At 72.3% G+C, this 14,412-nt stretch carries 10 protein-coding genes; 2 read left to right on the top strand and 8 right to left on the bottom strand.

All coding sequences use genetic code 11. The features are described 5' to 3' along the window. Positions 1–13: 13 nt before the first annotated feature. From ACSRUE_RS04930 to ACSRUE_RS04950, 5 genes are all read right to left on the bottom strand, one after another. Positions 14–1,363 (bottom strand): carboxypeptidase regulatory-like domain-containing protein, encoded by a 1,350-nt coding sequence (locus ACSRUE_RS04930; protein ID WP_441290008.1) that lies wholly within the window; start codon positions 1,361–1,363, stop codon positions 14–16. Between the two features lie 19 nt (positions 1,364–1,382). After that, the gene (locus ACSRUE_RS04935) at positions 1,383–1,589 is read right to left on the bottom strand and encodes a hypothetical protein (protein WP_441290009.1); all 207 of its coding nucleotides are present in this window, start codon (positions 1,587–1,589) and stop codon (positions 1,383–1,385) included. An 86-nt stretch (positions 1,590–1,675) separates the two neighbouring features. Further along, on the bottom strand, positions 1,676–3,613 hold the full coding sequence (locus ACSRUE_RS04940) for a S8 family serine peptidase (protein WP_441290010.1): 1,938 nt from the start codon (positions 3,611–3,613) through the stop codon (positions 1,676–1,678). A gap of 474 nt (positions 3,614–4,087) precedes the next feature. Then, the gene (locus tag ACSRUE_RS04945) at positions 4,088–5,626 is read right to left on the bottom strand and encodes an aminopeptidase P family protein (protein WP_441290011.1); all 1,539 of its coding nucleotides are present in this window, start codon (positions 5,624–5,626) and stop codon (positions 4,088–4,090) included. A gap of 97 nt (positions 5,627–5,723) precedes the next feature. After that, the gene (locus ACSRUE_RS04950) at positions 5,724–6,464 is read right to left on the bottom strand and encodes an SDR family oxidoreductase (protein ID WP_441290012.1); all 741 of its coding nucleotides are present in this window, start codon (positions 6,462–6,464) and stop codon (positions 5,724–5,726) included. A 121-nt stretch (positions 6,465–6,585) separates the two neighbouring features. Here ACSRUE_RS04950 and ACSRUE_RS04955 point away from each other — a divergent pair, with 121 nt between their 5' ends. After that, complete coding sequence (locus ACSRUE_RS04955) at positions 6,586–7,449, top strand: hypothetical protein (RefSeq protein WP_441290013.1); 864 nt, start codon at positions 6,586–6,588, stop codon at positions 7,447–7,449. A gap of 35 nt (positions 7,450–7,484) precedes the next feature. Here ACSRUE_RS04955 and ACSRUE_RS04960 read toward each other — a convergent pair whose 3' ends face one another. The 3 genes from ACSRUE_RS04960 to ACSRUE_RS04970 form a co-directional block, all read right to left on the bottom strand. Next, the gene (locus ACSRUE_RS04960; RefSeq protein WP_437762905.1) at positions 7,485–8,030 is read right to left on the bottom strand and encodes an HdeD family acid-resistance protein; all 546 of its coding nucleotides are present in this window, start codon (positions 8,028–8,030) and stop codon (positions 7,485–7,487) included. A 251-nt stretch (positions 8,031–8,281) separates the two neighbouring features. Then, a complete protein-coding gene (locus ACSRUE_RS04965) occupies positions 8,282–9,628 on the bottom strand; it encodes a DUF1552 domain-containing protein (protein WP_437762906.1) in 1,347 nt (448 codons plus the stop codon). 43 nt (positions 9,629–9,671) lie between these two features. Then, positions 9,672–11,363 carry a DUF1592 domain-containing protein gene (locus tag ACSRUE_RS04970; RefSeq protein WP_441290014.1) on the bottom strand — a complete coding sequence of 564 codons (1,692 nt, stop codon included), beginning with the start codon at positions 11,361–11,363 and terminating at the stop codon, positions 9,672–9,674. A 724-nt stretch (positions 11,364–12,087) separates the two neighbouring features. On the opposite strand from ACSRUE_RS04970, the gene ACSRUE_RS04975 reads away from it, so the two are divergent. Next, positions 12,088–14,334, top strand: a complete 2,247-nt coding sequence (locus tag ACSRUE_RS04975; protein WP_441290015.1) for a bifunctional salicylyl-CoA 5-hydroxylase/oxidoreductase — start codon at positions 12,088–12,090, stop codon at positions 14,332–14,334. Positions 14,335–14,412 lie beyond the last annotated feature (78 nt).

A 14,412-nucleotide genomic window follows, 5' to 3' on the forward strand; every position in this document is an offset into this window, starting at 1 on the left:
GGCGCGCGGCCGTTCACCGAACCACGACGTCGCGCCGTATCGTCACGTCGAGGGTGCGCCCTTCCCGCTCCACGCCGACGGTGACGACCGTCCCCGCAGGGCCGCGGAGGCGCTGGATGCAGTCGGTGAGCGGGAGCTCCGTCGTGGGCCGGCCGTCGATGCGGGCGATGACGTCGCCCGCCATGAGCCCGGCGGATGCCGCGGGCCCCCCTTCGACGACGCCCGCGATGATCACGCGGCCCGAGGAGAGCGAGAGCATCGCGCCGATGCCCGTGAGCTCCTCGCGCGCCCCGCCGTCGTCCAGCTGGCGGAGCTCGACGTCGACGCGCGCCGACTGCGCGCCGCGCGCGTCGAGGCCGGACACGATCTTGGCCATGTACTGCTGGTGGCGCACGCGCACCGAGAACGGGCCGCTGGCCGGCACCCCTTCGAGCTCGTAGTCGCCGTTCGCGTCGGTGAGCGCGAGCGAGATCGCGTTCGCGCCCGACGAGGTCGCGGAGTCGAGCTCGACCTGGGCCTCGACGACCGGCGCGCGCGACGCGGCGTCGACGACCCTGCCCCTCAGCGTCGCGCCCTGCGGCAGCACGATCCGCACGCGTGCGGCGGCGCGGCCCGCCTCGACGTCGACGGGCCGGCTCCGCGCAGGCGGGCGTCCGGCCGAGCTCGCCGTCAGCACGTAGCGGCCCGGGGCGAGCGCGTCCCACCGGAAGGCGCCGCCCGGATCCGACACCTTGCGCGCGCGGCCGTTCACGCCCGCGTGCGCGCCGGACCCGGCCGGCGTGAACGACTCGATCGCCAGGAGGTACGCCTCGACGGGCCTGCCCGACGGATCCACGACCTCGCCCGCGATCGCGCCCGCGGCGAGCAGGCGAAGGACGTTGTCGCGGCCCGCGGCGACGCGCGTGGGCTCGGCGTCGCCGTACGGAGGATGCGCGGCGGTGGCGGTACAACCGTCGGCCTCGGCCGGCAGCTCGAAGCGCCCCTCGGCGTCGGCGGCCGCAGAGTTGCCCGGCGGTTCGCGGCAGCTGACCACTGCGCCGGCGCTGGGGTGGCCCTCCGGATCCAGCACGACGCCGCGGACCGGCCCCACGCTCGCGGCCGTGATCTCGCGCGGCGGCGGCGAGGGTGGCGCCGGCGGCGAGGGCGGCGCCGGCGGCGCCTCGACGACCTCGCGCGGCGCCGTGAGCTCCGGCTGTGGTGGAGGGAGCAGCGCAGCGGCCGGCTCGCGCCGGACCGGCATCACGGGGCTGGGGCGCGGCAGGAGCAGCCAGACGAGGAGCGGCATGACCAGCAGCGCGACGGAGAGCAGCGCTGCGGAGAGCCAGGCCCTCCGCTGCGCGCCTGCCGTCCGGATGTCCGCCATGCCATCCTCCGCCGCCGGTTCACCGGCCGGCGTCGGCCTCGCTCGCCGGGCCCTCGCCCGCGCCTCGAGGGGCCGCGCCCGGTTCGGCCGGCCCGTCCGGCGGCGCCTCGTCCGTGGGACCGAGCGCGGGGCCCCGTGGCTCCGCGGGCCACGGCGTCTCGCTGGAGGAGCCGCCGCACGCCCCGAGGAGCAGCATGAAAGGTAGGAGCCAGGTGCCGGACCGCATCGCCGGCATCCTAGCTCGTTTTTGCAGGGGGGTCATGACGGCCGGGCGCACCGCCCGGCCATGGAGCGAGCGCGGCAGGCGCCGGCTCAGCGCGTGGACAGGTTCGTCCGGGCGATCCAGAGGCAGGCCGCGGCGTTGACCGCGCACCACACGACGAGGGCCACCCTGCCGAAGGGGCCGGCGGCCTCGCCGAGCAGGACGACCGACGTGAGGTAGGCCGCCGTGCCGACGGCGAAGCCCGCGATCGCCGGCCGGAGCCTCTTCACGCCGAAGAAGAGCGCCGTGAGGCCGAGCGGCACGAGCGCGTTGGCGAGCGGCAGCCAGCGGTGGACCGACGCGCCGATCAGCAGGTCGAGGTCGGCGATCGGCCGGGCCAGCACGTCGACGGCGAGCTCCACGCGCGGCAGGAGCCACGGCGCGAAGAAGAACAGCCCCGGCCCCGCCGCGAGCGCCGGGAGGAGGAAGCTCGCCCGCCACGGGCTCGTGGCGGTCGCGTCCTTCTTGCGGGCGCGGCGCGCGACCCACGTCGCGAGCACCAGCAGCGCGAGCAGCCGCACGACGATGTGGTTCTGCGTCACGCGCACGACCGAGCTCGCGGCGTCGAGGATGCCGGCCCCGTAGAGGAGCTTGCCGCCGTCGGAGTCGTCGACGACGCGCGCGCCTGCGCGGAGCGCGTCCTCGACCGCGCGCGGGTCCGTCACGCCGAGGCTCACGAGCAGCGCCGCCGCGCCGGCCACGTGGGGCGCGGCCATCGAGGTGCCGCTGTACGCGTAGAAATTCTGGCACTTGTCGCGCCCGCGGTTGCAGATGGTCTGCTGGGTGACGTTCACCCCGGGCGCGGCGACGTCGACGCCCTGGCCGCGCGAGGAGAACCGCGCGATCTTGTCGTTCACGTCGGTGGCGCTCACGCCGATGACGCCATCGGAGGCGCCGGGGAACTGCACGCGCCCGCCGGTGTTGCCGGCCGCCGCGACGACGACCGCGCCGCGCGCGACCGCGTCGTCGATCGCGCTCTGGAGCACCTTGGAGTTGCGCGGGCCGCCGAGGCTCAGGTTGATGACCTGGGCGCCGTGCTCGGCCGCCCACCGGATGCCGTCGGCCACGTCGGCGGTCGTGCCCCAGCCGCTCTCGTTCAGCACCTTGACCGGCATGAGCCGCGCGTGGAACGCGAGCCCCACGGCACCGAGGCCGTTGTTGGTCGATTGCGCGATCGTCCCGGCGACGTGCGTGCCGTGCCCCTGGTCGTCGTTCGCGTGGGTCGTCTTGGTGACGAAGTTCCATCCCTCCACGCACTCGGTCGAGGCCAGGTCGGTCCCCTTGGTGAAGGGCCCGTGGTCCTCGCACGCGATGCCCGTATCGACCACGGCGACGGTGACGCCGCGGCCGGAGGCGAAGTCCCACGCGCGCTCGGCGCCCACGCGCGCCATGTGCCACTGGTCCTTCATCAGCGGGTCGTTCGCGACGAACGAGGCGCGCACCCAGGCGAGCGGCTCCGCCGCCTCCACGCGCGGATCGCGCGCGAGCCGCTCCAGCGTCGCCCGGACGGGACCGTCCACCGTGGCGATCTGGATCCGGGTCTCCGAGAAGAGCGACGTCGGCTTGACGACGCGCAGCGAGAAGTCGCGCACGAGGTCCGCGAGCGAGGCGTCGTCGAGGTCGTCGCGCGCATCGACGACGATCTGCCCGGGCTCGTCCCAGCTGGTCTCGTCGAGCTCGGAGGCCATGCCGTGCAGCGGCTCGCCCGCGGTCGCGACCGGTTCACTCAGCAGTTCCGGGCCGCGCAGCGATGGACCGACATCGACGGGCAGCGCAGGGTTGACGTATGCAGGGAGGCGAGGTTCGAGCATCCCCGGCGAGCGCGCCGCGAGGACGGCCCTGGCGCCTTGGCCGTCCGTCCCATCCTCGGCCCTGGCCGCGCCCGCCGCTGCGACCACCGCTGCCGCGGCGAGCAGCGACGTCGCGAGCGCGCGTCCGGTTCGGAGATTTGCGGTCCCAGGCCAACGCAGAAGGCGAGACGTGTGCATGCGGGTCTCCTCATCGGCAGGGTAGCGCCGCCGCCCGCGAGCAGCCATCGCTCCAGCATCCTCGCGCCCGCCGTTGCGTCCGTGCGCCAGCCCCCCTCGCGCCCGCGGCATCAACCGCCAACCGCAACTCCAGACTTCCTGGAACACCGCCCCATCCCCTTCAAGCCCGAGCTCGCCTGCCCGAGCTCCCGACCACCGCTCCCCACGGCAGAGCCGCCGGTGGAGGGTGGGGCCGCGCGGGAGGGCGGCGGGGGTGGGCCCCACAAACCCGAGCGCCGGCCCGCATCGGAGCGAGTCGCCCCCGACCCCACCCCACCCTCCCGTGTGGCAACAGCCCCCCAAAAGGCGCGAGTTTGTGGGGGGACCCCCGCCGCCCTCCCGCGCGGCCCCACCCTCCACCGGCGGCCCCCGCGTCTGGGCACGCCCTCCAGCTCGCTCGCCTGGACCGTCCCCCCGCCCGCCGTTCAGTTCAGTTCACGTCGGCGTAGCCCAGAGTCCCGCCATCCACGCTTCCACGTCGCTCACGGCCCTCGGGAGTTCGCTCGACAGGTTCCGATACCCCGTCTCCGTGACGAGGATATCGTCCTCGATGCGCACCCCGATCCCGCGGTACCTGGCCGGGACGGTCTCGTCATCGAGCTGGAAATAAAGCCCCGGCTCGACCGTGAGCACCATGCCCGCCTTGAGCTTGCCGAACTTGTAGACCTGCTGCCGCGCCTGCGCGCAGTCGTGCACGTCGAGGCCCAGCATGTGGCTGACGTTGTGGAGCGAATACCGCCGGTAGAGCTGCCTGTCTTCCTTGAGCGCCTCCTCGGCGGAGACGTGGAGGATGCCGAGCCGCTCGAGCCCCCGCGCGAGCACCCGCATCGCCGCCCGGTTCGGCTCCATGAAGTCGTTGCCCGGCTTCACCTCGCGGATCGCCGCCTCCTGCGCCTCGAGCACGAGCTCGTAGATCTCGCGCTGCTCCCTGGAGAACTTCCCGTTGATCGGCAGGGTCCGGGTGATGTCGGCCGTGTAGAGCGCGTTGCCCTCGACGCCGGCGTCGACCAGGAGGAGCTTGCCCGGCTCCAGCGCGCCGTCGTTCCTCGTCCAGTGCAGGATGCACGCGTGGTGGCCCGACGCGGCGATGGTCCCGTAACCGACGTCGTTGCCCTCGACCCGGGCGCGCAGGTTGAAGGTGCCCTCGACCTCTCGCTCGCTCCGCGCGCGGGGGAGCGCGCGGATGACGTCCTCGAAGCCCCGCTTCGTCGACGCGACGACCGCCTCGAGCTCCTGCACCTCGAGGGCGTCCTTGAGGAGGCGCATCTCCGAGAGCGCCTCGCCGAGCTGCTTGTCGCGATCGTGCCGGGCGAGGAGCTTGTCGACGCGCTCGGACATGCCGCGGAGCACGCGGTGGGGGCGCGTCACCGTGCCGACGAGGCCGCTCAGGTACGCGTCCAGCTCGGGGAGCCCGCGGCACTCGTCGACGCCGAAGTGCGCGCGGCTCTGCTCGACGCCGAGGCGGGGGCCGACCCAGAGCTCGCCCTTGGCGCGATCGGTGAAGAACGTCTTGTCGCTGCGCCCGGGGTTCGGCTCGACGAAGAGGATGTCCCGGTGCCCGCCCCCCTCCTGCGGCTGCAGCACGAGCACGCAGTCAGGCTCGAGGTTGCCCGTCAGGTAGAAGAAGTCCGAGCCCGGGCGAAAGCGGTAGTGCGTGTCGTTGGCGCGCACCTTCTCGTGCCCGGTGGGGATGATGAGCGTCTCCGCCGGGAAGAGCTTCGACAGGGCGCGGCGGCGGGCAGCGAACACCTCCGCGTGCGCGATCGCCTGCGGGAGCTCGCCGGACGCCGGCGTCCAGCGCTCCAGCATGAACGCGATCAGCGCCTCCGGCAGCGTCGAGTCGTGGCTCGCCGGCTTGGCCTCCGCGCCGGGAGCCGCAGCCGCGGGCGCCTCGGCCGGGGCGCCGCCGGCGGGCGCGCTGTGGGCAGGATCTGCCTGGAGGGGGGCGGCGCTGGTCTCGGGCGTGTGGCTCATGAGGCTCGAACTATGGGTCGATCAGGTGAGGTCGTTCAAGCCAAAGCGCGCCCCCGTTCACGCTGGGGCGGATCGACCCGCGCGGCAAGGCGGCGCGTCACGCGACCGAGGCGCCGCCGTCGACCGCGAGGATCTGGCCGGTGATGAAGTCGTTTTCAGCAAGGAACACCACGGCGCGGGCGACGTCTTCCGCCTCGCCGATGCGCTGGAGCGGGATGCGCTCGCGGAGGCGAGCGAGCGTGGCCTCGTCGTAGGAGGACGGCGGCAGCACCGTCCCGGGAGCGACGCCGTTCACGCGCACCTCCGGCGCCAGCCCCACGGCGAGGCCGCGGACCAGGTGCGCGAGCGCGGCCTTCGACACGGAGTACGGAATGTAATTTTTCCAGGGGCGCTCGGCGCTCACGCAGACCATCGCGACGACGCTGCCGCGGCAGGCGCGGAGCGCCGGGGCGAGCTCGAGCGTGAGCAGGTACGGCGCGGTCGCGTTGAGCGCCATGGCGTGATCCCACGCGTCGGCGGAGAGCTCGGCCGGCGGGACCCGTTCGAAGTTCGCCGCGTTGTGGACAAGGAGGTCGAGCCGGCCAGACGACCAGCCGAGCACCGCGCGGGCGAGCGCGGCGAGCGCCCCCCGGTCGTGGAGATCCGCCTGGAACGCGGCGGCGCGGCGGCCGAGGGAGCGCGCCTCGTCGACGACGACCTCCGCGCCGGCGGCGCTCGTGGCGTAGTGGACGGCCAGGTCGGCGCCGGCGGCCGCAAGCGCGCGGGCCGTCGCGGCGCCGAGGCGGGTGCCGGCGCCGGTCACGAGGGCGATACGGCCGGTCAGGGGAGCATGGGGCATGGGGAGCTGTGTAGTCGATGCGGGGCCCCGCGCGTCGAGGCGGTAGACGTCGCGACGTCGCGACGTCGCGCGACGCCGTTTTCTTCGCCCGCGCCGCGCGCCATGGCACGCTGGACGGGCTTTGCCGACGCCTCCGACACGCCGAGCAGCCGCACAGGAACGCTCCCAGGAGCCGCCGCGCCGCCTGCGCGCCCTCGCCGCGGCGCTGCTTTGCGCGGCCGGGTGCAGGGAGCGGATCGAGTCGATCGATCTGCCCAGCATCGGCCTGCCGGGCCTCGATCCGCCCGGCGCGAGCGCCCCCGCGGCGCCGGCGAGCGCCGCGCCGCGGGCCCCGAGCGCGCCGCGCGCCGCGGGGACAGCGAGCGCCGCGCCGCGCGCCGCCACGCCGCGCGCCGCCGCGCCGGCGGCCCGACCCGAGTGCGACGAGCTGCCGTCGGAGGAAGAGGAGCGGCGCGCGCAGCTGCCGCCCCTGACGGCGCTCGGGAAGGCCGTGCCCACGGAGCCGTGGGCCCCGCCGCCGTACGAGGTGCTCCCGGGCGTGACGCTCCCGGCGAAGATCGCCGCCAAGGTCGAGCAGATCGACGAGGGCTACGCGCGACGCACGCGCGAGCACCTCGTGATCACGAGCGGGACACGCGACGCGAACCGCCAGGCCAGGGCGATGTTCACGAAGCTCAGGCTCGGCGAGGACCTCCTCCAACTCTACCGCAACAAGGCGGCGGTCCAGGAGATCAAGAAGGCGTATCAGGCGAACTCCCGCAAGCGGCCGGAGCAGGTGGTCGCTGCCATGGAGGCCGTGATCCAGGACCAGATCGACCGGGGGATCTACGTCTCCGCGCACCTGCGCAAAGGCGCCGTCGACGTGCGCAACAGGACCATGTCGCCCAAGGAAAAGCGCGCGTTCCTCGAGAGCACCGCGGAGGTTGGGGGCGTCCTGGTACTCGAGGAGACGAGGCCCGCGCACTACCACCTGCAGATCGATTGACGGGCGCGCTCCGTTCCATGGCGCCCCGCCGGGCGTCAGGGCATGCGCAGCGGCGCGACCACGCCCGGCACGCGGCGCAGGCGCAGCGAGAGCCCGATGAGCATCGCTCCCTCGGCGATGGCGAACGCTCCGATGAACCAGACGAGCGCCAGCACGCCGGCCGCCGGGAGCGCCACCATGAGGACGCCGAAGAGGAGGAAGGCGGCGCCGCTCAGCCCGAGCCAGAACTCGTCGGTGATCACGTGCCGGAGCTTCACCGCGCTGATGATCTTGAAGATGCCCATCACGATGGCCCACGCGGCGATCACGCCGTAGAGCGTGAGCGCGGTGATCATGGGCCGCCAGAACGTCAGCACCGCGATCCCGACGCCGAAGATGCCCTCGACCACGGAATACACGCCGCCGCGGCCGCTGATCGCGGACCCGAACGCGGCGCAGCCGTCGAGCAACGCCCACACACCGAACAGCAGCACGAGCGTGGCGAGCGATGGGATCGGCCACACGAAGAGCAAGATCCCGAACAGGATCCCGACCACGCCCCTCAGGGCCAGCAGCCACCAATACCGTCCCAGCGATTCCATGCCTCACCCCTCCTCTGGCATCCACGTCGCTCACACCGGGCGGACGCGCGCGGCCTGAGCGGACGGCGTCTCCGCCGCTCGCGCGCGGAGCGCTGTGCCGCTCATGCCCGCACGGCGTCACACTGCCCGGGCTGGATGCACGTCCCCTGCCCGACCGCGGCGAGCGAGCTGCTCAGCAGCCGCGGGAGGGCGGGCCCATCGGAGGTCGAGCGCTGGTGGGTGTCACGCGCAGGCCTCGCGGCGCGCGAGGCTCACAGGCCGGCGATGGGCCCGCCCGCCGGGTCGCCGTACTCCGACAGCTCGACGCCGAAGTAGTTGATGATGGAGCAATGGAGCGCGCCGGTCGGGGGCTTGTTGGCCTTGACGGCGCGGCCTGTCTGGAACCCCCCCACGTGGCCGGCGAGCATGATGGGCATGTTGGTCCGACCGTGGGAGTCCCCGTCGCCGTTCTCTGACGTGTAGAGCACGAGCGACTCGTCGAGCAGGTTGCCCGTCGCCGTCTGGGCGGCCTTCATCGCGTTGAGCAGGTAGGCGAAGCGGCGCACCTTGAACCGCGAGGTCTGGACGACGCGGGCGTTCGCGATGCGCATCGCCTCCGCCTGCGGCAGCCCGTCGAGATCGGTCGCGCGGTCGCGATCGCCGAGCTTGTGCGAGATGAAGTGATCGCTCCAGTCCCCCACGCCGTCGGGCAGATCGTACCCGGCGAAGTCGAGGCCCCAGCTGTTCGAGTACTGCAGGACGAGCACCCGCGTCAGGTCGCAGGTGAGCGCGAGGAGCCCGAGATCGATCATCTGCTTGAACTTGCCGTGCAAGCTCTGCCCCTTCGTGGGCGCGCCGGGGACGGTGCAGCCCGCCTGCGTCGTGGACTGGATCTGCTTCTCCAGCTCGAACACCGACTCGAGGTGCTGCTCCACGCGCGCCCGGTCCGCCGCGCCGAGGCGCAGGTTCAGGCGCCTCGCGTCCTCTCGCACCCAGTCGAGGACGCTGGCGCGGCGCCGCCGGATGTCGTCCATCTCCTCGCTGGGGTTGCCCATGTTGCTGAAGAGCGTGTCGAACACCTTCGCCGGATCGCGGAAGGCGTCCTCGACCTGACCGCCGTCCCTGAACGAGATGAAGCCCTGCGTGACCGCCGTGTCGCCCGTGGGGGACAGGTTGAGGCTGCGGAACGGGGTCTCGGCCGCGATGTGGTTGGCGAGGTACTGGTCGAGCGTGGCCTTGCGCGGGACGGCCGTCCCGCCGCCGTCGGTGTGGGCGCACAGCGCCATGGCCGGGCTGTGGATGTCGGAGCAGATCACCTGGTGGTCGACGCCGGACACCATGGTGACGTCGCGCCAGATCGCGTCCCCCGCCGGCCACTCGCGCTCGGCGTCGAAGCCGTTCATGTCGACGAGGCACGGAGGCAGCCCCTCCGCCGAGAGCGGCCCCGCCGTCTTCGGGTGCCACGCCCCGGGATCCGTGCCGTTCGGGGCGAAGAACGCCACGAAGCGCTTCGGATCCGCCGGCGCGGCGCTGGCGCGCTGGGGCCGCATCACGTCGAGGAACGGCAGGGCGACCGCGACACCCGCCCCGCGGAGCAGAGCTCTTCTCGAGATCTTCACTGGCGACACTCCTCTTCCGTCGGTCGAACCGTGTGCGAGCACATCACTCTGGCGCCCTCCGCAGCCGGAACTCCGGCGAGCGCACGATGGCGGTCAGGAAGGAGCGGAACCGGTTGCCGTCCTGCGTGAAGCTCCCCGCGGAGGCGTCGATCGCGCAGCGGTCCTCGGCCGCCGGCTCGCGCCCCTGGGTGTAGATGAACAGCTTCTCCGCGACGCAGGCGGCCAGATCGGGGCTCCGCCGCAGCTCCGCCGCCAGGGCAGCGAGCGAGTCGAACGACTCGTTGGCGGCGCCCTCCAGGCGCGGCGCCAGCCCGAACTCGTCGATACCGATGCTCCCATCGTACTTCCCCAGCTTGTCGTACTGGGCGAAGCCGACGCCGATGGGATCAATGAGCGCATGGCAGCCAGCGCACCCTTGCTGGGTATTGCGCTTCTGGAGGACCTCGAGATAGGTCAGGCCGGAGAGCTCGCTCTCCAGCTGCTCGAGGAGCCCCGCGGGGATCGAGATCTTCTCGCAGAGGAAGGCCGCCCGGAGCCACTGGCCGCGCACGGCGATGAGATCGCCGTCGTTCTTGGCGCTGATGAGGCTCGCGTGCGTGAGCAGCCCCGTGTTCGCCCGGTGGTGGCCGGCGGGGAACTCCACGCGGCTCACGCCGCCCTCCGGCACCTCGAGGCCGTAGAACTTGCCGAGCGCCGGGGTGACATACGTGTGGTTCGCGGTGAGCGCGTCGAGGAAGTCGACGTCGGGGGTGAACGCGTGCTCGCCGAGGACGAGCTCGCTCTCGGCGATCATGTCCTCGAGCAGCGCGGGCGTGAACGACGCGTCCGGGTTGACCGGCGCGCGGAGCTGCTCGAACGTCAGCCACTGCTTGAAGAACGCGTTGAAGAAGACCTGTGTCCGCTCGTCTCCGACCATCTCCTCCGCGACGGCGCGGAGGCCCTCGTCGCTGTCGAGCTCGCCGGACTCCGCCCGCTCGAGCAGCGCCGCGCTCGGGGACCGGCCCCACAGCGTGAACGACAGCCGCGACGCGAGCTCGAGCGGCGTCAAGGTCGACGTCTCCGAGCCGGCCGAGCCGACCTCGATCCTGAACAGGAAGCTGGGCGAGGTCAGCAGCGCCTCGATGACGAAGCGGAACGCGTCCTCCCTGTCCCGCGCGACCTCGCTCGCCCGCGCGACCAGATCGCTCGTCTCCTCGGCCGAGAGCGGCCTTCGATACGCCAGCTTGCCGAAGCGCTGCACGAAGCGCTCGAGGCAATCGTCGGCCTCCGGCTCGCAGCCGAGCACCGCTGTCCGGCGCGCGTCGTCCGCCATGAGCTCCTGCCCGAGCGTCTCCGCGATCGCCAGGTAGGCGCGCAGGTGCTGATCCGACACGTTCTGGAGGGCGGCGATCGTCCGGAAGCCACCCTGCCCGGTGTCCTCCGGGATGCTGTCCACGGCGGGCGGCCTGTCGAGCTGGAACAGGTCCTGAAGGGTCAGCTGGACCTCGACCTTGGACAGACGGCGCAGCACGCCGGGGCTCGTTCGGGCCTCGCGGCAGTCGTACGCGGCCGGCTTGCCGGTGGTCGGGTCGATGGGCCTGCCGTCGATGGAGCTGCCCGAGCTGCCATCGCCGAGCTGCCCGGTGCAGGCAGCCGCCGTCAGGCCGACGAGCCCCATCGCGAACATGCCCGCCGCGATGGAGCGGCGGAGGAACGGTACCGATTGATGGGTGTCGGGCGGCGCTGTCTTGCTCATGGAGTGACCAGCCGTTCGGGTGGAATTCACCTGGCCCATGCCGAGGCGTGTCCCGGCGATGAGCCACGTCATGGCTAAGGAGAATATTTGAAGCAGAGCGGTACGTGCGCCCCGGCGTCACCTCGGGGTTCGGTCTATATTCCCGACGATCGCTCTTCTGATCCAGGCTTACCCTACTTCCGCCCGCCGACCAACCCCTTCGTCGGTCGTCCGGAGGCGGTCATGCAGAGCGCATTCAGGGCGTAAAAGCATTCCCTCGAATTTTCCGGAGGAATTGAACAGGGAGACGGGGAGACGGGGAGACAAATCCCACCGATCGCCCTCCCCGTCTCCCTGTTCAATTTTCCGCCCCCAAATGCCAATCCATGAGGGGAATTGTCAGATGAAGCGGACCGATCTGCTCCAGCGCGCCGAACTCGCCCTCTGACCGTCGGGCTCGACACCGATGCTCGCGGCGCTCTCGGAGCCTCCATGAAATCGGGGGGGTGGTCGTCTCTGACGACTGCGTCGCCGGCCGCCTGCGCGAGCCGAGCGACGGCGCGGACTGCCGCGCTCGATCGCGCGATGATGCGAACCAGCTCTTGCGCGTCCCGGAAATCCCGTTCTTCGATCCTGTCCACCCTTGATTTCCATCGGAGCGGCGCTGTACCTCGGCGTTCTCGTGTAGGCTCCGGCGCGGGCGCAGACGCGGGAGCAGAGGAGCAGGGCGTTGAGGATTTCATGCGTGGGCGGCGGGCCGGCGGGCCTCTATTTCGCCCTCCTGGCGAAGCAGGCAGACCCCCGGCGCGAGGTCGTCGTGGTGGAGCGGAATCGGCCCGACGACACCTTCGGGTTCGGGGTCGTGTTCTCGGACGCGACGCTCGACGGCCTCGCCGACGCGGATCGCCCGAGCTACGACGCGATCCGGAGCAGCCTCGCCCACTGGGACGAGCTCCACGCGCACTTCGGCGGGCGCGTCCTCGTGTCGAGGGGGCACGGCTTCAGCGGCCTCTCGCGCCGGAAGCTGCTCGCGATCCTGGGGGACCGGGCGCGCGAGCTCGGCGTCGTCCTGCGCTTCGAGGAGGAGGTGACGGACCCGGAGGAGGCCCTCGCCGGGAGCGATCTCGTGGTCGCGGCCGACGGGGTGAACAGCCGGATCCGCGAGCGCTTCGCCGACCGGTTCGGGCCGCGCATCGACGTCCGCCCGAACCGGTTCGTGTGGCTCGGCACGACGTTCCCGTTCGACGCCTTCACCTTCTACTTCGAGGAGAACCGCCACGGCCTCTTCCGGGTCCACGCGTACCGCTACGAGCCGGAGCGCTCGACCTTCATCGTCGAGTGCCGGGAGGAGACCTTCCGGCGCGCGGGCCTCGATCGCGCCGGCGAGGACGAGACGATCGCGTACTTCGAGGAGCTCTTCGCCGAGAAGCTCCAGGGACACCGGCTGCTGAAGAACCGGAGCGTCTGGCGGAGCTTCCCCACGGTGCACAACGAGCGCTGGAGCGCGGGCAACGTGGTGCTGCTCGGGGACGCCGCGCACACGGCGCACTTCTCGATCGGCTCAGGGACGAAGCTCGCGCTCGAGGACGCGATCGCGCTCGTCGACAGCCTCCAGCGGCACCGGGGCGTGCCCGAGGCGCTCGCCGCGTACGAGGCGGAGCGCAAGCCCAAGGTGCTCGCGCTCCAGCGGGCCGCGCAGGTGAGCCTGCTGTGGTTCGAGAACACCGAGCGCTACATGGCGCTCGACCCGGTGGAGTTCATGTTCAGCCTGCTGACGCGGAGCCTGCGGGTGACGCACGAGGGCCTGAAGGCGCGCGACCCGGCGTTCGTGCGCGAGATCGACGCGCACGTGGCGCGCAAGGCGGAAGCGCAGGCGGGGGCGCGCCTCATCGCCGGAGACGGACCGCCGCCGCCGCCGATGTTCACGCCGTTCCGGCTGCGATCGCTCGTGCTGGAGAACCGGGTCGTTGTGTCGCCCATGTGCCAGTACTCGGCCGAGGACGGGCAGATCGACGACTGGCACCTCGTCCACCTCGGCAGCCGGGCGCTCGGAGGCGCAGGGCTCGTCATCACGGAGATGACCGATGTCAGCGCCGAGGCGCGCATCACGCCGGGCTGCGCGGGGCTCTATCGCCCCGGCCACGTCGAGGGGTGGCGGCGCGTCGTCGATTTCGTCCACGCGCGCTCCCGGGCCAGGATCGGCGTCCAGCTGGCCCACGCCGGGCGCAAGGGCGCGACGAGGCTGCTCTGGGAGGGCATGGATGTGCCGCTCGAGCGCGGCGCCTGGCCGCTGCTCAGCGCCTCCGCCATCCCGTACCTCGCGGAGAGCCAGGTCCCGAAGGCGATGGATCGCGCGGACATGGACCAGGTGACCTCGGACTTCGTGCAGGCGGCGAGGCGGGCGGACGAGGCCGGGTTCGACCTGATCGAGCTGCACTGCGCGCACGGCTACCTGCTCGCGAGCTTCATCTCGCCGCTCACGAACAGGCGCGACGACGCGTACGGCGGTCCTATCGAGAACCGGATGCGCTACCCGCTGGAGGTGCTCGACGCGGTGCGGGCCGCGTGGCCGGCGGAGAAGCCCATGAGCGTGCGCATCTCCGCCACCGACTGGGCGCCGGGCGGGCTCACGACCGACGATCTGATCGCGCTCTCGACGATGCTGCGGGAGCACGGCGCCGACATCATCCACGTCTCGGCGGGACAGACGGACCCGTCCAGCAAACCGGAGCACGGCCGGCTGTTCCAGACGCCGCTCTCGGAGCTCGTGCGGCTGGAAGCCAACGTGCCGACGATCGCGGTGGGCAACATCCAGAGCTACGCGGACGTGAACAGCATCATCGCGGCCGGGAGAGCCGACCTGTGCGCGCTCGCGCGGGCGCACCTCTACGACCCGTACTGGACCCGGCACGCCGCCGCGGAGCAGGGCTTCGACATCGACTGGCCACCTCAGTACAGGTCGGTCGAGAGATACACGCTCCGCATGCGGTGACCCTGCGCGGGGCGAGGGAGAGGTCTGTCCCGCCCGAGCCGCTCCGCGCAGCGCCCCGGTCGAGCGAAAAAAATGAAG

The sequence above is a fragment of the Sorangium sp. KYC3313 genome (assembly GCF_052075895.1).
Classification (GTDB): domain Bacteria; phylum Myxococcota_A; class Polyangia; order Polyangiales; family Polyangiaceae; genus Sorangium; species Sorangium cellulosum_B.